The 17,059-nt window shown below is 60.7% G+C and carries 16 protein-coding genes and 4 tRNA genes; 12 read left to right on the top strand and 8 right to left on the bottom strand.

The features are described 5' to 3' along the window. The first annotated feature begins 193 nt into the window (after positions 1-193). Entirely contained in the window at positions 194-1,114 is a 921-nt protein-coding gene (gene argF / locus RVM27_RS15295; RefSeq protein ID WP_039182544.1) for an ornithine carbamoyltransferase, read from the top strand. A gap of 142 nt (positions 1,115-1,256) precedes the next feature. Here argF and RVM27_RS15290 read toward each other — a convergent pair. Continuing rightward, positions 1,257-1,332, bottom strand: a tRNA-Ala gene (locus RVM27_RS15290). 173 nt (positions 1,333-1,505) lie between these two features. Between RVM27_RS15290 and uvrY the strand changes: the two genes are divergently transcribed. The 7 genes from uvrY to nadB all read left to right on the top strand — a co-directional run bounded on the left by uvrY (position 1,506) and on the right by nadB (position 6,828). Then, positions 1,506-2,156: a UvrY/SirA/GacA family response regulator transcription factor gene (uvrY, locus tag RVM27_RS15285; RefSeq protein WP_039182542.1), complete on the top strand. Its 651-nt coding sequence runs from the start codon at positions 1,506-1,508 to the stop codon at positions 2,154-2,156. A gap of 46 nt (positions 2,157-2,202) precedes the next feature. Continuing rightward, positions 2,203-4,017 carry an excinuclease ABC subunit UvrC gene (gene uvrC / locus RVM27_RS15280; protein ID WP_144983825.1) on the top strand — a complete coding sequence of 605 codons (1,815 nt, stop codon included), beginning with the start codon at positions 2,203-2,205 and terminating at the stop codon, positions 4,015-4,017. Positions 4,018-4,117: 100 nt separating this feature from the next. After that, complete coding sequence (gene pgsA / locus RVM27_RS15275; protein WP_039182535.1) at positions 4,118-4,666, top strand: CDP-diacylglycerol--glycerol-3-phosphate 3-phosphatidyltransferase; 549 nt, start codon at positions 4,118-4,120, stop codon at positions 4,664-4,666. A gap of 86 nt (positions 4,667-4,752) precedes the next feature. Continuing rightward, a tRNA-Gly gene (locus tag RVM27_RS15270) sits at positions 4,753-4,827 on the top strand. A 26-nt stretch (positions 4,828-4,853) separates the two neighbouring features. Continuing rightward, positions 4,854-4,927: transfer RNA gene (locus RVM27_RS15265), tRNA-Cys, on the top strand. Between the two features lie 31 nt (positions 4,928-4,958). Then, a tRNA-Leu gene (locus RVM27_RS15260) sits at positions 4,959-5,045 on the top strand. Between the two features lie 187 nt (positions 5,046-5,232). Next, positions 5,233-6,828 (top strand): L-aspartate oxidase, encoded by a 1,596-nt coding sequence (gene nadB, locus RVM27_RS15255; RefSeq protein ID WP_498941663.1) that lies wholly within the window; start codon positions 5,233-5,235, stop codon positions 6,826-6,828. On the opposite strand, the gene RVM27_RS15250 is transcribed toward nadB, so the two are convergent. Both RVM27_RS15250 and RVM27_RS15245 read right to left on the bottom strand, forming a co-directional pair. Beyond that, positions 6,825-7,223 (bottom strand): hypothetical protein, encoded by a 399-nt coding sequence (locus RVM27_RS15250; protein ID WP_227406695.1) that lies wholly within the window; start codon positions 7,221-7,223, stop codon positions 6,825-6,827. The two genes, nadB and RVM27_RS15250, sit on opposite strands and share 4 nt — an antisense overlap. Continuing rightward, on the bottom strand, positions 7,183-7,476 hold the full coding sequence (locus RVM27_RS15245; protein ID WP_193462094.1) for an FAD assembly factor SdhE: 294 nt from the start codon (positions 7,474-7,476) through the stop codon (positions 7,183-7,185). The genes RVM27_RS15250 and RVM27_RS15245 overlap by 41 nt, the downstream gene beginning before the upstream one ends. A gap of 222 nt (positions 7,477-7,698) precedes the next feature. On the opposite strand from RVM27_RS15245, the gene RVM27_RS15240 reads away from it, so the two are divergent. The 3 genes from RVM27_RS15240 to lapB all read left to right on the top strand — a co-directional run bounded on the left by RVM27_RS15240 (position 7,699) and on the right by lapB (position 9,600). Then, positions 7,699-7,995, top strand: coding sequence for an integration host factor subunit beta (locus RVM27_RS15240; RefSeq protein ID WP_016914356.1), 297 nt, complete (start codon positions 7,699-7,701; stop codon positions 7,993-7,995). 99 nt (positions 7,996-8,094) lie between these two features. Next, entirely contained in the window at positions 8,095-8,400 is a 306-nt protein-coding gene (locus tag RVM27_RS15235) for a lipopolysaccharide assembly protein LapA domain-containing protein (RefSeq protein WP_039182525.1), read from the top strand. Further along, positions 8,401-9,600: a lipopolysaccharide assembly protein LapB gene (gene lapB, locus RVM27_RS15230; RefSeq protein WP_498956929.1), complete on the top strand. Its 1,200-nt coding sequence runs from the start codon at positions 8,401-8,403 to the stop codon at positions 9,598-9,600. It abuts the gene before it with no gap. A gap of 16 nt (positions 9,601-9,616) precedes the next feature. Here the strand turns inward: lapB and pyrF are convergent, their stop codons facing one another. Next, the gene (gene pyrF / locus RVM27_RS15225) at positions 9,617-10,318 is read right to left on the bottom strand and encodes an orotidine-5'-phosphate decarboxylase (protein ID WP_193462096.1); all 702 of its coding nucleotides are present in this window, start codon (positions 10,316-10,318) and stop codon (positions 9,617-9,619) included. 301 nt (positions 10,319-10,619) lie between these two features. On the opposite strand from pyrF, the gene RVM27_RS15220 reads away from it, so the two are divergent. Further along, positions 10,620-10,904, top strand: coding sequence for a ComEA family DNA-binding protein (locus tag RVM27_RS15220; RefSeq protein WP_016914360.1), 285 nt, complete (start codon positions 10,620-10,622; stop codon positions 10,902-10,904). 119 nt (positions 10,905-11,023) lie between these two features. On the opposite strand, the gene prpF is transcribed toward RVM27_RS15220, so the two are convergent. The 4 genes from prpF to prpB all read right to left on the bottom strand — a co-directional run bounded on the left by prpF (position 11,024) and on the right by prpB (position 17,057). Then, positions 11,024-12,202, bottom strand: coding sequence for a 2-methylaconitate cis-trans isomerase PrpF (gene prpF / locus RVM27_RS15215; protein WP_227406698.1), 1,179 nt, complete (start codon positions 12,200-12,202; stop codon positions 11,024-11,026). A gap of 92 nt (positions 12,203-12,294) precedes the next feature. Continuing rightward, the gene (acnD, locus tag RVM27_RS15210; RefSeq protein WP_498941666.1) at positions 12,295-14,937 is read right to left on the bottom strand and encodes a Fe/S-dependent 2-methylisocitrate dehydratase family protein; all 2,643 of its coding nucleotides are present in this window, start codon (positions 14,935-14,937) and stop codon (positions 12,295-12,297) included. Positions 14,938-14,969: 32 nt separating this feature from the next. After that, positions 14,970-16,097 (bottom strand): bifunctional 2-methylcitrate synthase/citrate synthase, encoded by a 1,128-nt coding sequence (prpC, locus tag RVM27_RS15205; protein WP_062359127.1) that lies wholly within the window; start codon positions 16,095-16,097, stop codon positions 14,970-14,972. A gap of 57 nt (positions 16,098-16,154) precedes the next feature. After that, positions 16,155-17,057, bottom strand: a complete 903-nt coding sequence (prpB, locus tag RVM27_RS15200) for a methylisocitrate lyase (RefSeq protein ID WP_062359128.1) — start codon at positions 17,055-17,057, stop codon at positions 16,155-16,157. Positions 17,058-17,059 lie beyond the last annotated feature (2 nt).

Below are 17,059 nucleotides of genomic sequence, written 5' to 3'. Positions count from 1 at the left end.
CTCTTCCAGTGTACGCAATTCGGCCACTGGCTTTAACCCTGCGACCGGGTAATCGTCAGTCTTGATCATGCACGTCAATACCTGAGCAAACGACTCGGTCATATTGCGTGGCGGATATTCTACGCATGCCGCTTGCGTTGCGCATCCCCTGCGGCCTCGCTAGGATGGTGTTTTTGCGCGGAGAGACGTCATCATGGCGACACGCCATTTCCTTACCCTGCTGGATTTGACCCCTGAAGAGCTGGACTATCTGATTCAGCGCGCCATCAAGATCAAGACGGACCTCAAGGCCAACGGACCGGTTTACACGCCGCTGCCCAACCGCACTCTGGCGATGATTTTCGAGAAGTCCTCCACGCGAACCCGTGTTTCCTTCGAGACCGGCATGGCCCAGTTTGGTGGCCACGCCCTGTTTTTGTCTCCGCGCGACACCCAACTGGGCCGCGGCGAGCCCATCGAAGACACCGCCCGCGTGCTGGCCGAAATGGTCGACGCGGTGATGATCCGCACTTTCTCCCATGCAGGGCTGGAAGCGTACGCCAGCGCCAGCAGCGTGCCCGTCATCAATGCGCTCAGCGACGACTACCACCCCTGCCAATTGCTGGCAGACGTCATGACCTGGACCGAGCTGCGCGGCAGCGTCAAGGGCAAGACCGCCGTATGGATCGGCGATGGCAACAACATGTGCCACTCGTGGATCAATGCTGCCCGCCAGTTCGGTTTCCACTTGAGAATTTGCTGCCCGGAAGGCTACGAGCCTCGCGACGACATCATGCAAGCCGCCGGCGACTGCATCACTCTGTTGCGCGACCCACAGCAAGCCGCTCAAGGCGCTGACCTGATCACCACCGACGTCTGGGCCTCCATGGGCCAAGAGCAGGAACAGGCGAAGCGAGAGGCCGATTTTGCGGGCTTCCAGGTAACGGAAGCGATGCTCGACAGCGCTAACGCGGACGTCCTGTTCTTGCACTGCCTGCCGGCACATCGCGGCGAAGAGATCAGCCACACGCTGCTCGATGACCCGCGCTCGGTGGTCTGGCAAGAGGCAGGCAACCGCCTGCACGCACAAAAAGCCTTGATCGAGTTCCTGCTGCTGGGCAAGGTCGACGGCTAGCCCACAGCGGCGCCCGCTCACTCATGAACGGGCGCCGATTGCAGCGCAGCAATAGAAGGAGTTCAAATGAGAGGCTACATGACAGTCAAAATGACAGGCAAAACAAAAAGCGCCGCGTAAGATACGCGGCGCTTCGAAATCTTGGTGGAGCCTAGCGGGATCGAACCGCTGACCTCAACACTGCCAGTGTTGCGCTCTCCCAGCTGAGCTAAGGCCCCATATGCTGCCATTGCGGCAGCGGTGCGAATATTACTCCAGGGTTTGCGCGAGGTCAAGAATTAAAGTGAACAAGCATTAACTAATTCTCCTTTGCCAAGAGCTGTGGCACTCTATGTCAACGCAGCGTGCGTATCGCCCCAGTCCACGATGATTACCTGCAGGAGCCAGCCCCTTGATCAACGTTTTAATTGCCGATGATCACCACCTGGTGAGAACCAGCATCGCCCACCTCCTGAACGAAGAGAGCGATATCAAGATCGTGGGTGAAGTGGATGATGGTGAGAACGCAGTCACACAGAGCCGACAACTGAAGCCTGACATCGTACTGATGGACATTCGCATGCCAGGCATTGGCGGTCTGGAAGCGACCCGCCGCATCTACCGCACGCTTTCGGACGTCAAAGTCATCATCCTCACGGCACATCTGGAAGACAGCGTCTTGCGGCGCATGCTCGAAGCAGGGGCATCAGGCTTTCTCAGCAAGGGTGCCGATGCAACGGAAATGACCGATGCCATTCGCCAGGTCTTTCACGGGCGCCGCTATGTCAGCCAGGAAATCGCCCAGCGGCTGGCACTCTCCCATTTCGACGATGAAGACAACCCTTTCAGCCACCTCTCGCATCGTGAATTGCAAATCGCCCTGATGATCGTCAATTGCCAGCGCGTACAGGATATTTCGGACCGTCTGCACTTGAGCCCCAAAACCGTCAACACCTACCGCTACCGCCTGTTTGACAAGCTCCAGGTAGCCACTGACGTAGAGCTGACCCACCTGGCGTTACGCCATGGACTGGTCGAGGGCTTTGACGCCATCCTGGGATAGACCTACCATCGCTGCTTCAGCCGACAAGAAGCGCCGTTGATACGCCATGTCCTTTGATGCCAAGCAGTTCCTCAGCTCCGTCAGCGCCTCTCCTGGCGTCTATAAAATGCTGGATGAGCAGCAGAATGCGCTCTACGTCGGCAAGGCCAAGCGCCTCAAGTCGCGTCTGGCCAGCTACTTTCGCGGCCAGCTCAATGCCAAGACCCAGGCCATGGTCTCGCGCATTGCCGACATCCAGATCACGGTCACGCGCAGCGAGACCGAAGCGCTGCTGCTGGAACAGACCCTGATCAAGGAGCTACGTCCGCCCTACAACATTCTCCTGCGCGACGACAAATCCTACCCTTTCGTATTCGTGACCGACCGCCACCCCTACCCTGCCCTCGAGTACAAGCGAGCCCGGCAGCGGCGCGGTGACGGCAAGTATCTTGGCCCCTACCCCAGCAGCGGCGCAGTCAGGGAAAGCCTGACCCTGATGCAGAAAATCTTTCGTATCCGCAACTGCGAGGATAGCGTCTTCGCCCATCGCTCTCGCCCGTGCCTGCAATACCAGATTGAGCGCTGCAGCGCCCCTTGCGTGGACTACATTTCACAGCCAGAGTACCAGCGGGATGTCGACCATGCCGTCATGTGCCTGGAAGGCAAGAGCGAACATGTGACGCAACTGCTTACCGAAGAGATGGAGGCAGCGAGCCGGACGCTCAACTTTGAAGAAGCCGCCCGCCTGCGTGACCAGATCCAGCAGTTGCGCCAGATGCAGCAACGCCAGTTCGTCGACAACGAGAGCGGCGATGCGGATATTTTCGCGCTGGCTCAACGCCCTGGCGCGCTGGGCATCTCCATCCTCAGCGTACGCGATGGGCGCCTGCTGGGTGCACGACATCACATGCCCAAGAACGACCTGGATCTTTCCCCCGAGGCACTTCTCACCGAAGTGGTCAGCCAATACTATTTTGGTCAGCCCCACAGCGTGCCCAGCGAAGTGATCACCAATCTCCCTCTGGAAGACGGCACACTGATTGCCGACGCGCTTGCCCAGCAGGCAGGCAAAAAAGTCCGCGTGACCCATCAGGTGCGCGGGCACCGCGCCCAGTGGCAGCATCTGGCCATGACCAATGCCGAACAGCAGCTCGCCTCGCAGCTGGCCAACACCACGCAGCTCACCGAACGCTTCACGTCACTGCAGCAAGCGCTGGGGCTACCCTCACTGCCGGAGCGCCTGGAGTGCTTCGATATCAGCCACAGCCAGGGCGAAGCCACCGTGGCTTCCTGCGTGGTGTTCGACCACCAAGGGCCACGCAAGAGCGACTACCGCCACTTTCGCATCGAAGGCGTGGCCGCAGGCGACGACTACGCCGCCATGCAACAGGCGCTCACGCGACGCCTCAAACGCGTCAAAAGTGGCGAAGCCATTGCGCCTGACGTGCTGATCGTGGATGGCGGCAAGGGCCAATTGAACATGGCACGGCAAGTGCTGACCGACCTGCAGGTGCCAGGCATCGTCCTGCTGGGCGTGGCCAAAGGCACTACCCGCAAGGCCGGGCTCGAAACCCTGTTTCTGGAAAGTAGCGACAACCCGCTGGTACTGGCACCAGCCTCTCCCGCCCTGCACCTCATTCAGCATATTCGCGATGAATCGCACCGCTTCGCCATCGCGGGGCACCGAGCAGCACGCGACAAGGCGCGACGCACCTCTACCCTGCAGGACATTCCCGGCATCGGCCCCAAGCGGCGCCGCGAATTGCTCAAGTTTTTTGGCGGCCTGCAGGGCGTGCAAAAGGCCAGCCGTGACGAACTCACTCGGGTGCCGGGCATCAGCGCCGCCCTGGCGGAGACGATTTATGTCACTCTGAACGGATAAAGCGGTGGTTAACATGGATGCAATGCGCCAAGGGGGATAGAATGACCGGGCACATTACATTCCGACTTTCATGATTCTCCGGCAAGGATCGCGCCCTGCGATGAATATACCCAACATACTGACACTGGCACGAATCGCGTTCATCCCACTTCTGGTAGTGCTCTTTTACCTGCCCTTTGGCTGGAGCATGCCGATGGCGGCCGGGCTGTTTGCCCTGGCATCGGTGACGGACTGGCTGGACGGCTATCTTGCCCGCCGCTGGAACCAATCGACACCGTTTGGCGCATTTCTGGACCCGGTAGCCGACAAGCTGATGGTCGCAGTGGCACTGGCGCTGCTCATCGAGCGCTTCGACACGCTGGTATTGACGCTCCCCGCTCTGGTCATCATCGGTCGAGAAATCGTCATTTCCGCCCTTCGGGAGTGGATGGCCGAAATGGGCAAACGCGGCATGGTGGCCGTGTCGTGGATCGGCAAGCTCAAGACCACGCTGCAGATGGTCGCCATTCTCGTCTTGCTCGCCTTCCCGCCCGGACACGACGTTGCGTTGCTGGGCGTGGTCATACTGTATGCAGCAGCGACCCTGACCCTGTGGTCCATGATCCAGTACCTGCGCGCCGCCTGGCCGCACCTCAGTCGTTCGATGTAGGCAGGGTAAGCTCGCTTTTTTAAGCACTTAACGAATTGATTGATTGACAATCGCTGGGCGATGCGTATAATTCGCCCTCGAGTCAAGCGGGAATAGCTCAGTGGTAGAGCATCGCCTTGCCAAGGCGAGGGTCGGGAGTTCGAATCTCCTTTCCCGCTCCAATTTGGTTCAATCCAATGACTTGTCAGGCTGGATGGCAGAGTGGTTATGCAGCGGACTGCAACTCCGTGTACGCCGGTTCGATTCCGACTCCAGCCTCCATTTCCCAGTGTATCGATCTCTTCGACACACTGCCCGGATGGCGAAATTGGTAGACGCAAGAGACTTAAAATCTCTCGGAGGCAACTCCGTGCCGGTTCAAGTCCGGCTCCGGGCACCAATATGAAAGACGACGACGCTGCGAGATCATCTGATCGACGCGGCTTTTTTTGTGTCTGGCCACCGCCTACCATCTCTTCCTGTTGTCGATGCATCGCCCGACACCCTCAGTCGCGCTATGATGCCGAGCGAACGATGGCGACGCTAGCCACCCACTTGTACTTGTAAGTCATGGAGGAGCGGGCCCAATGAGCACGTCAACATCCGACATCGTCATTATTGGTGGGGGCGTCGCCGGCTTGACGCTGGCACTGGAAGTGGCCGATCAACGCTCGGTGCTGCTGGTGCGCCCTGCCCAGGACGACAAAGGGGCCAGCCGCTGGGCCCAGGGCGGGATTGCTGCCGTCCTGTCACCCGACGACCAGCTCGAAGACCATGTCCAGGACACGCTCATTGCCGGGGACGGCCTGTGCGATGAAGCGGCCGTACGCTTTACGGTCGACCACGGCCCCCAGGCCATTCAGTGGCTCATCGACAATGGCGTGCCGTTCACCCCAGACCCTGACCCCAGCGCCCGCTACCCCTTTCACCTCACCCGAGAGGGCGGCCATAACGCAAGACGCATCATCCATGCCGACGATGCCACAGGGCGCGCCGTGGTCGATACGCTGCTGGATAAAGTCGCTGCCCACCCCAACATCACCCAGCGCAGCGACCTGACCATTCTGCACCTGCTTCAGAACGCCTCTGGCCACTGCCTGGGCGCACTGGGCATCGACAGCGGCGGCAATCTTCACCACCTGCTGGCTACGCATACCGTACTGGCAACGGGCGGCGCCAGCGGCCTGTATCGCCATACGACGACCCCCGCCCCCAGCAGCGGAGAAGGCATGATGATGGCCGCCGAGCTGGGCGCCACCCTGTGCAATCTGGAGTTTCAGCAGTTTCACCCCACCTGCCTGTTCGACCCCAACGGCCCTGCGTTTCTGATCAGCGAAGCCGTGCGAGGAGAAGGTGGCCACCTGCTGAACGAGGCGGGAGAGCGCTTCATGCTGGCGCTGGATGCGCGTGCCGAACTGGCGCCCCGTGACATCGTGGCCCGCGCCATCGATGCCAACATTCAGCAAGGTACGCTGGGGCATGTCTGGCTCGACGTGCGCCACCTGGGCGACACCAACCTACGCCACCACTTCCCGACTATTCTGGCCCACTGCGCCTCACGGGGCATCGACATCACCCGGGAACCCATTCCCGTCGTACCCGCCGCCCACTACAGCTGCGGCGGCATTGCCACCAACAGCGCAGGCGCAACCGACGTGCCTAACCTTTACGCCATCGGCGAGACCGCCTATACCGGCTTGCATGGCGCCAATCGCATGGCCAGCAACTCCCTGCTGGAGTGCCTGGTCTACGCCCGCAGCTGCGCCCTGCATCTGCTCAGCCAGCCGCAGACGGCGCCTTGCCAACTCTCTGAAGCGCTGGCTGACAGGCCCTTTGATGCACACATCAAGGTGGACCGGAACGCCCTCGACGAGCTGCGCCACGCCATGCGCAGCGTGATGAGCCAGCATGTTTCCATCGTGCGCAGCGAGCAGGGCTTGAACAGCGCTTATGCGGCGCTGGAGAACATGGCGCAGAACCTGAAAGCGCTGGATCCTGAGCGGCAGCACCCCGACAGCCTTCAGCTTGGCCAGGCACTGGCCCTGGCACAGTTGACCACCCTGGCAGCCCTGCGACGCCATGAGTCACGCGGCCTGCATTACTCCACCGATTGGCCCTCGGCCCAGCCAGACAGCCAACCTTCCCGACTGACGCTGGACGACCTGCCCAACGCCAGGCGCTAACGACCGGGACGGTGCAGGCAGCGGCGCAGCTGGCGCTGCTCTGAGGCAGGCAGGCTGTCAGGCCATATCCAGATACGCTGGCTGCCGACACGCAGCCCCACCAACCAGGGCCCCAAATAGTCACAGCGCACAGGCTGCTCGGGGCCCAGTTCACCAGTAGGCAACAACCAGCTTGCCGCCCAGTGTTGCCCTGTATGCACGAGCTGCAATGTTCCTGCCGGCTGACGGCAGCGGCTGCCCCACCACACCGCCAACCCCACCACCAAGGCCACCCCGATCCAAGCAGCGCTGACGAGGAGCATCAGCAACGTCATGCAGCCCATCAACAATGCTGCATGAACGCCGCTGGCCACGTTAGAGCGTACGATAGGCAGCGTTATCGGTGGTTTCTGCATGCTCGACGATCATCTGGACCAATTGACGCAACTCCGGGTCTTCCGGCCACTCGCGGTGCATCAGCCAGACGAACAGATCCTGATCTTCCTCTTCGATCAACCTTTGATAGGTCAGTTGCTGCTCATGGCTGAGCGACTCGAAGCGTGCCTCCAGAAACGGAATCAACAGCAAGTCCAACTCCCACATGCCACGACGGGAGTGCCAATAGAGCCGCTTGCGCAGCACAGCTGCTGGGGATGTATCGTCGTTCAACGCCACTTCTCCACGTAAAGGGAATGAAAAGGCAGTATACCGGAGCGACAGGGTCGCGCCAGCGCCCGGCTTCGCCTATGCTGTTACTCAGCCTTGAGCTCACCAAGCTAGTACCTTGTTTTATCTGAATTGTTTTATGCCGTTTGGCGAAGTATGCTGATTTCGATGGTATCGAGGTCGCATGCGCAAGAACGGCCTTTAACGTTTGCAGGGAGCCAACCGATGACCAAGTCTGAACTAATCGAACAAATCGCGATGCGTCAACCGGAGCTATCCGCCAAGGAAGTCGAAACGGCAGTGCGTATCATCCTGGATGATATGACCGATGCCTTGTCCAGCGGCGGGCGAGTAGAAATACGGGGCTTTGGCAGCTTTTCACTTCACTACCGCGAGCCACGCACCGGCAGAAACCCCAAGACGGGCGACCCGGTGGAACTGGACGGCAAATATGTCCCCCACTTCAAGCCCGGCAAAGAGCTGCGGGAACAGGTAGACGCCAGTCGAGCGCTGGGCTATTGAGCCTGAGTAAACGCCCCCTTCGACGTTCTTCGGGATGACGTCACGCTTAGACTCAGACACAATAGCACTACCGCGAACGCCACTAACCAGGAAACACACATGCGTTGGATCAAAGGGCTGATTCTGGCCATCATTCTACTGATAGTGCTGCTGGTCGGCATTCTTTTTGCCGTCAACAACCAGCAGACCATTGCCTTGAACCTGATCTGGACAGAGCTGCCTGCCGTCTCGCTGTCGGTCTGGCTGCTGGCAACGCTGACGCTGGGCGTGGTGGTCGGCATGATCGCCATGCTGGGCGTGTACGTACGCCTGAGAGCCAAGCTGGTGCGCAGCGAACGCCACAACAAGCAACAGCGCAAGGAGCTCGACCGCCTCCGCACCCAGGAGTTCAAGGAACTGGCATAAATGCAAGATGCCGTGCTGCTGGGCGTGCTGCTGACCGCCATTGTGCTGGGCTTTGCGCTTGGGGTCAGACATGCGACCAGGCGCCAGCGGCAGGTCCCTTTGTCACGCCCACCCGATCTATCTCGAGAGTACTTCGTCGGGTTGAACTATCTGCTCAACGAGCAGCCCGACGAAGCCATCAACACCTTCATTCATGCCCTCGACATCAATAGCGAGACGGCAGAAACACATATTGCCCTGGGCAAGCTGTTTCGCGCTCGCGGTGAAGCCGACAAGGCCGTCAGTATTCATCAAAACCTGCTGGCCCGCCCCGCCCTGTCGGCAGAGACCAACGAACACGTTCAACTGGAGCTGGCGCGAGATTTCATCGCTCTGGGCGTGCATGATCGCGCCCAGCGGCTGCTGCGCAGCGTGCTCGAACACTCGAGCAGCGAGCCTATGTGCCTGGAAGCGCGCCGACTGCTGATCGACCTGCTGGAAAGAGAAAACGACTGGCATGAAGCGCTGGAGACCGCCCAGCCCCTGATGAAGCTGCAACCTGCCATGCGCCGACCCGCCGCCCACTGGCTGTGCGAACTGGCAGAACAGGAGATCGCCCAGGCAAGCCGCCCGCTGGCCCGCAAACATCTGAAAAAAGCGCTGCAGTTCGATGAGCGCTGCGTCAGAGCTACCCTGCTGTTGGCCGAACTCGATATGGAAAACGGCCATCATGACAAGGCCATCGAGCGGCTCGACCATATACTTCAACAGGATATCGCCCACGTCCCCACCATGCTGCCGGTCCTGCAACGGGCCTATACCCGCAACGATGACCTGGACGGCCTGGCAAACCACCTGTATCGGCTGCTGGGGCAAGCCCCCTACACCAGCGTCATGATTACCCTGGGGGCCCTGATCCACCAGCGAGAAGGAGTCGACAACGCCATCGAGCGGATCGGCACGTGGTTACGAGAAGCGCCGAGCCTGGGTGGCCTCGACTACCTGGTGGATCTTTATCTCGAAAGCGAGAAACTGTCAGGCAAAGCTTCTCCCGACACACGCTTGCTGCTGCTCAAGCACCACACTGACCAGCTGCTGTCCGACCGACATCGTCACCGCTGCCGCCGCTGCGGCTTCAACAGCGACAGCCTGAGCTGGCAGTGCCCCAGCTGCCGACGCTGGGGCACCATCAAGCCCGTCACGGGCGTTCAGGGCGAATAGCCACTCGCATCCAGCCTCAGACGCTCGCCAGCTCGCTTTCGATAGCGACCAATGCCGCCATCGGGTCTTCTGCCTGAGTGACCGGCCTGCCGATGACCAGATGAGTGCTACCGGCCTGCATGGCTTCTGCAGGTGTCATGATCCGCTGCTGGTCATTGGCTGCGGCGAAATGGGGACGAATTCCCGGCGTCACCTTGAGGAAGCCATCGCCATACCGAGCCTTCAGAGGTGCCGCCTCGTGGGCAGAACACACCACTCCCGCCAAACCACTGGCATGCGTCAACGCCGCGAGACGATCCACCTGGGCATCGATCCCGCCGCTCACGCCGGCGCTGGCCAAATCCTCTTCCTGCATGCTGGTCAACACGGTGACGGCTATCAAGTGCGTCTTCAAACGATGCTCCGCCAGCCGCTGGGCCGCGGCCTCCATCATCTTGCGCCCACCGGAGGCATGAACATTGACCATCCACACGCCCTGCTCTGCCGCCGCCTGCACCGCACTGGCGGTGGTGTTGGGAATGTCGTGAAACTTGAGGTCCAGGAATACCTCGAAGCCCCGACCATGCAATGCCTCCAGTACTGCTGGGCCGCTGCGCGTGAACAGCTCCTTGCCGACCTTCACACGGCAACGCGCCGGGTCGAGCTGGTCAGCCATGCACAGGGCCGCGTCAAGCGAAGGGTAATCAAGGGCAATGATGATAGGTGAGTCGGTGGACACGCGCTTACTCCGTGCTCGTTAGATCAACAATGGAAAGGTTCATGTCTGTCACGAACCCGTTCAATGGGCGACGGTCTGCCACCCTGCTAGTGTAACAGCCCTCGTCACGCGGCTGTGTAAGCGATTACCGACATCCCTCATGGCAAACGGATTACAAAAACTGTCGGCAATGGCTTACAGCGCGAGGCGCGCCAAAAGATTAAGTTGACTAAGGACGCAAGCAATTCGGTCATGCTGGCGATCAAGGAGGCTTGGCTCTTGGCGAGCCGAGCGACGAACCAACACCGATGAGGTACTTCACATGCAGAAAACGTTCAAGGGATTTGTAGCCGCACTCGTGATGTCACTGTGCCTGGGCTTGTCCAGCGCCGCGCTGGCCCAGGCAATCGCCCCCATCAATGTCAATAGTGCCGACGCCGAGCTGCTGGCGGAACTGCCGGGCATTGGCCCCAGCCGGGCGGCCGCCATCATCGAGGAGCGTGAAACCAACGGCGCTTTCGAGAGCGCTGACGACCTGACACGGGTCAGCGGCATTGGTCCGGCCACCGTTGACCGGATGCGCGACCAGGTCGTGGTAGAGGATTAATCACATCACACGCGACACCATGACCACCCCGCCCGTCACGGCAAGCCTTGCGCCTATACCGTGACGGGCACCACTCAGCAAGTGGCCACCAGGGTGGTCAAAGCAGTGCCTGCCGTCGATTACAGCACATCACCCGGCACGCGCACTCGCCCTTCCATCAATACCCGAGCACTGCGGCTCATGATCGCCTGATCGATTTGCCAGCGTCCCTCCACCAGGCTGGCCTTGGCGCCTACCCTGAGCGTGCCGGAGGGGTGGCCAAAAGTGACCGACTCCCGTTCGCTGCCGCCTGCCGCCAGGTTCACCAGTGTCCCCTGAATGGCCGCTGCCGCGGCAATGGCCACGGCCGCAGTGCCCATCATGGCGTGATGCAACTTGCCCATGGAGAGCGCCCTGACCAACAGATCGATCGACTCGGCCTCGACCCGCTGCCCACTGGAAGACGTATAGCCAGCCGGTGGTGCCACGAACGCCACCTTGGGCGTGTGCTGACGGCTGGCGGCCTCGTCCACATGGGCAATCAACCCCATCTTGACGGCCCCATAGGCACGTATTCTTTCGAACCTGGCCAGTGCATCCGGGTCGCCGTTGATCGCCTCTTGCAGCTCACAGCCGCTGTAACCCAGTGCTTGCGCATCGATGAACACGGTAGGAATACCCGCATTGATCAGCGTCGCCTTGAGCACTCCGATGCCGGGCACCTCCAGCTCATCCACCGGCTGCCCGGTGGGGAAGATCGCCCCCTCACCGTCGGCAGGATCCAGAAACGCCACCGGAATCTCGGCAGCAGGAAAGGTGACGCCATCCAGCTCGAAGTCTCCGGTTTCCTGAACGGCGCCGTGGCTGATCGGCACCTGAGAAACGATGGTTTTCTGTATGTTGACCTGCCAGATGCGCACTTCCACGACGCCGTTTTCAGGCACCCGCGCGGGGTCGACCAGCCCATTGGCCACGGCATAGGGGCCCACCGCCGCAGACAAGTTGCCGCAGTTGCCGCTCCAGTCCACGAAAGGCTTGTCGATGGACACCTGCCCAAACAGGTAATCCACATCATGCTCCGGGGAAGTACTTTTCGAGAGAATCACCGCCTTGCTGGTGCTGGACGTGGCACCGCCCATCCCATCGATCTGTTTTTCATAGGGGTCGGGGCTACCCATCACCCGCAACAGCAGCCTGTCTCGCGCCTCACCCGGCTGCTGCGCAGCGGGAGGCAGGTCACTGAGGGTGAAAAACACCCCTTTGCTGGTGCCACCTCGCATGTAGGTGGCGGGAATACTCATCTGCGCTGCGTGCGCCATGGTCACTCTCCTGACAACGGCCTGACACGCGTCAGGCCGTCGATGTTCACTCGTTGGGCTTTCCCTTCCGGTGCTACGCTGGGACAACGCGGCTAGACAGCGGCGCTGGATTCCAGAAAATCCTGCGCAAAGCGCTGCAGCACACCACCGGCGGAGTAGATGGTGACCTCCTCGGCGGTGTCCAGACGGCACACCACCGGCACACGCTCCACAGCTCCCTGCTGGCGATGGATCACCAGCGTCAGTTGGGCTCTGGGTGCAGGCGTTCCTTCCACGTCGTAGATTTCGGTGCCATCCAGCGCCAGCGTTTTCCGAGTCGTGCCCTCCTCGAATTGCAGCGGCATCACGCCCATACCCACCAGATTGGTGCGGTGGATACGTTCAAAGCCTTCTGCCACGATCGCTTCGACCCCGGCCAGAGCCACGCCCTTGGCCGCCCAGTCTCGAGACGACCCCTGGCCATAGTCGGCACCCGCGATGATGATCAGCGGCTGTTTGCGCGCCATATAGGTTTCGATGGCTTCCCACATGCGGGTCACGGTGCCTTCCGGCTCGATACGCGCCAGCGAGCCTTGCATGACCTTGCCCTGCTCGTCGTGCACCATCTCATTGAAGAGCTTGGGATTGGCCAGGGTGGCCCGCTGGGCGGTCAGGTGGTCTCCGCGGTGGGTGGCGTAGGAGTTGAAGTCCTCCTCCGGCAAACCCATGGCATGCAGATACTCGCCAGCGGCGCTGTCCATGAGAATGGCATTGGACGGCGACAGGTGGTCCGTGGTGATGTTGTCCGGCAGGATGGCCAGCGGGCGCATGCCTTTCAGCCCTCGCTCCCGGGCCATGTTGCCCTCCCAATAGGGAGGCCGCCGGATGTAGGTGCTCTGGGGCCGCCATTCGTAGAGCGGGCTTACCTGAGTACGCGCACTTTTATCCAGATCGAACATCGGGATATAGGTTTGGCGGAACTGCTCGGGCTTCACCGCCGACTTCACGATAGCATCGATTTCGCTATCGTCGGGCCAGATGTCCTTGAGGGTGACCGGATTACCCTTCGTGTCATACCCCAGCACGTCTTTTTCAATATCAAAGCGAATGGTGCCTGCGATGGCATACGCCACCACCAACGGCGGTGAGGCCAAAAACGCCTGCTTGGCGTAGGGGTGGATACGCCCGTCAAAGTTACGGTTACCGGAAAGCACCGCCGTGGCGTACAGGTCGCGGTCGATGATTTCCTGCTGGATGTGCGGCTCCAGCGCACCAGACATCCCGTTACAGGTGGTACAGGCGTAGGCCACCACACCAAAGCCGAGGTTCTCCAACTCATCCATCAAGTGCGCTTCTTCTAAGTACATCTTGACGGTTTTTGAGCCAGGGGCCAGCGACGACTTCACCCACGGTTTGCGGGTCAGCCCTAACCGGTTGGCGTTGCGAGCAATCAACCCAGCCGCCACCATATTGCGCGGGTTAGACGTGTTGGTGCAGCTGGTGATGGCGGCAATAATCACCGCACCGTCCGGCATTCTGCCTGCCTGCTCATCGGCCCGGGCTTTATCCAAGTCGATGGCGATACCCCGCTTTGCCAGCTCGGAAGTAGGCAGATGGGCATGGGGGTTAGAAGGGCCAGCCAACGTGCGCGCCACGCTTGAGAGATCAAACGTCAATACCCGTTCGTAATAGGCACTTTTGAGATCATCTGCCCATAGCCCAGTATGCTTGGCGTACGCTTCCACCAGCGCGACTTGCTCATCTTCACGCCCAGTGAGCTTGAGATACTCAATGGTTTGGTTATCGATGTAGAACATCGCCGCCGTAGCACCATACTCCGGCGTCATATTGGAAATCGTGGCGCGGTCGCCCACGGTCAGCGCATCAGCCCCTTCGCCGTAGAACTCTAAGTAAGCGCCCACTACCCGCTCTTTACGCAGAAACTCGGTAATCGCCAGCACCATATCCGTGCCGGTAATCCCCGGCTGCAGCTTGCCAGTGAGCTCGACCCCGACAATATCCGGCAGGCGCATCATCGAGGCGCGGCCCAGCATCACGCTCTCGGCTTCCAGCCCCCCGACCCCCACGGAAATCACGCCCAGCGCGTCCACCATGGGCGTGTGGCTGTCGGTGCCCACGCAGGTGTCCGGGTAGGCCACCTGCACGCCCTGCTCATCCGGGCGGCATTGCACCACCGGAGACATCTTTTCCAGGTTGATCTGGTGCATGATGCCGTTGCCGGGAGGAATCACGTCGACGTTCTCGAACGCCAGCTTGGTCCAGTTGATGAAGTGAAAGCGGTCGTCGTTACGCCGATCTTCCACCTGGCGATTCTTCTCGAAGGCGTCCTTCTCGAAACCGGCGTGCTCCACGGCCAGCGAGTGGTCGACGATCAGTTGCGTCGGTACCACCGGGTTCACCTTGGCAGGGTCACCGCCCTTCTCCGCGATGGCGTCGCGCAGCCCGGCCAGGTCGACCAGCGCGGTCTGGCCCAGGATATCGTGGCACACCACCCGGGCCGGGTACCAGGGAAAGTCCAGCTCCTGCTTGCGCTCGATCAGTTGCTTGAGGGCGTCGGTCAGCAGCGCCGGATCACAGCGCCGAACCAGTTGCTCGGCCAGCACCCGAGACGTATAGGGCAACTGGGCATAGGCACCGGGCTGGATCTCCTCGACGGCCTGGCGCGTATCGAAAAAGTCCACTGGTGCGCCCGCCACCGACACATTCGGCAGCGGTTTGCGATAATTCGTGTTCATGATGCCTCTCACTTGGTCACAGAGCCAAACGCCTAGTCACGGGCTTCAATGGGCACCCATTCGCTCTTCTCCGGGCCGATGTAGTCGGCGCTGGGGCGAATAATGCGGTTATTGGCACGCTGCTCGAATACGTGGGCGGCCCAGCCGGTCAGCCGCGACATGACGAAGATGGGCGTGAACAGCTTGGTCGGAATATCCATGAAGTGGTATGCGCTGGCGTGGAAGAAATCGGCATTGCAGAACAGCTTCTTCTCCCGCCACATGACCTCTTCGCAACGTACCGATACCGGGTAGAGCACGGTGTCGCCGACGTCGTCAGCCAGCTTCTTCGACCACTCCTTGATGATCGCATTGCGCGGGTCGGACTCACGGTAGATGGCATGACCAAAGCCCATGATTTTCTCTTTGCGCTCCAGCATTCCGAGCATCTCCCGCTCGGCTTCTTCGGGCGAGCGCCAGTGCTCGATCATCGCCATGGCCGCCTCGTTGGCGCCACCGTGCAGCGGGCCGCGCAGGGAGCCAATCGCCCCCGTGACACAGGAGTGCATATCCGACAGCGTCGAGGCACACACCCGCGCGGTGAACGTGGAGGCATTGAATTCGTGCTCGGCATAGAGAATCAGCGAGACGTTCATGACCCGAGCATGCAGCTCGGAAGCGGGCTCACCACGCAGCATATGCAGGAAGTGGCCACCCACCGAGTCGTCGTCGGTCTGGGTGTCGATGCGCACGCCGTCGTGGCTGAAGCGGTACCAGTAGCAGATGATCGACGGCAGCACCGCCAGCAGCCGATCCGCCACGTCCTGCTGCTGATCGAAGCTCTCTTCGGTTTCCAGATTACCCAGCATGGAGGCACCGGTACGCATCACATCCATGGGATGGGCGTCTTTGGGAATCTGCTCGAGCACCGTCTTCAGGGCCTCGGGCAGCCCACGCAGACCTTTCAGCTTGGTAATGTAATGATCGAGCTCCGCCTGATTGGGCAGCTTGCCCTTGAGCAGCAGGTACGCTACTTCTTCGAACTTGGCCTTCTCAGCCAGCTCCTTGATGTCGAAGCCGCGATAGGTCAAGCCGGAACCGGTTTTACCCACGGTACACAGCGCCGTCGAGCCCGCACTCTGCCCACGTAATCCTGCACCTGCTAGCGGTTTATCAGCCATGGTAGTCTCCTGACGTACTCAGTATTGTCACTGTTATTAGGTGTATTGCCTGCGCACTCAAGCGTCTTTTTGTTCGGCGAACAGCGCATCGAGCTTCTGTTCGAAATCGTGGTAATTCAAGAAGTCGTACAGCTCATCGCGTGTCTGCATGGTGTCGATCACCTCGCGCTGATGGCCATGCTCCAGAATGCTCTGGTAAACCTTCAGGGCCGCTGCGTTCATGGCGCGGAAAGCCGACAGCGGATAGAGCACCATCCGGCAGCCGACGTCTCCTAACTCCTGCTGGCTGAACAGCGGCGTGGCGCCAAACTCGGTGATATTGGCCAGAATCGGCGCATTGACGCGCTGGCAGAAGGCGCGATAGTCGTCGAGGGTATGCACGGCCTCGGCGAAGATGGCATCGGCTCCCGCTTCCACGCAGGCGTTGGCGCGCTCGATGGCGGCATCGAGCCCCTCTTTCTGGAACGCATCGGTACGTGCGATGAGATAGAAATCCGGATCCAGCTTCGCATCGGCCGCAGCCTTGATGCGGTCCACCATCTCCTGCTGGGAAACGATCGCCTTGTTGGGGCGATGACCGCAGCGCTTCTGAGCGACCTGATCTTCCAGATGCACTGCGGCGACTCCGGCACGCTGCATCTCTTTCACGGTGCGCGCAATGTTGAACGCGCCGCCCCAGCCGGTATCGATATCCACCAGCAGAGGAAGCTCCGTGGCAGCACAGATACGATGTGCATCCTCGACCACGTCGTTCATGGTCGTCATGCCCAGATCCGGCAGGCCGAAGGAGGCATTGGCCACGCCGCCGCCGGAGAGATAAATGGCCTGGTGCCCCACGCGTTGGGCCATCATGGCCGTATAGGCATTGATGGTGCCCAGGATGGGCAGCGGGCGCTGGGCTTCCAGCGCGGCACGAAAGCGCCCACCGGGGCTCAGGCGAGAAGTGGATGAAGCGGTCATGA

Source organism: Halomonas sp. KM007 (assembly GCF_050709225.1).
GTDB classification, from domain to species: domain Bacteria; phylum Pseudomonadota; class Gammaproteobacteria; order Pseudomonadales; family Halomonadaceae; genus Vreelandella; species Vreelandella hamiltonii.
Note: the sequence above shows the minus strand (reverse complement) of the source record. Positions and strands in the feature narration are given on the sequence as shown.

Coding starts and splice junctions, on each gene's coding strand:
- prpB (WP_062359128.1), bottom strand. CDS start 17,057: ATGACCGCTTCATCCACTTCTCGCCTGAGCCCCGGTGGGCGCTTTCGT.
- prpF (WP_227406698.1), bottom strand. CDS start 12,202: ATGGCGCACGCAGCGCAGATGAGTATTCCCGCCACCTACATGCGAGGT.
- prpC (WP_062359127.1), bottom strand. CDS start 16,097: ATGGCTGATAAACCGCTAGCAGGTGCAGGATTACGTGGGCAGAGTGCG.
- nadB (WP_498941663.1), top strand. CDS start 5,233: ATGAGCACGTCAACATCCGACATCGTCATTATTGGTGGGGGCGTCGCC.
- RVM27_RS15220 (WP_016914360.1), top strand. CDS start 10,620: ATGCAGAAAACGTTCAAGGGATTTGTAGCCGCACTCGTGATGTCACTG.
- acnD (WP_498941666.1), bottom strand. CDS start 14,937: ATGAACACGAATTATCGCAAACCGCTGCCGAATGTGTCGGTGGCGGGC.
- RVM27_RS15240 (WP_016914356.1), top strand. CDS start 7,699: ATGACCAAGTCTGAACTAATCGAACAAATCGCGATGCGTCAACCGGAG.
- uvrC (WP_144983825.1), top strand. CDS start 2,203: ATGTCCTTTGATGCCAAGCAGTTCCTCAGCTCCGTCAGCGCCTCTCCT.
- pgsA (WP_039182535.1), top strand. CDS start 4,118: ATGAATATACCCAACATACTGACACTGGCACGAATCGCGTTCATCCCA.
- lapB (WP_498956929.1), top strand. CDS start 8,401: ATGCAAGATGCCGTGCTGCTGGGCGTGCTGCTGACCGCCATTGTGCTG.
- argF (WP_039182544.1), top strand. CDS start 194: ATGGCGACACGCCATTTCCTTACCCTGCTGGATTTGACCCCTGAAGAG.
- RVM27_RS15235 (WP_039182525.1), top strand. CDS start 8,095: ATGCGTTGGATCAAAGGGCTGATTCTGGCCATCATTCTACTGATAGTG.
- RVM27_RS15250 (WP_227406695.1), bottom strand. CDS start 7,223: ATGCAGAAACCACCGATAACGCTGCCTATCGTACGCTCTAACGTGGCC.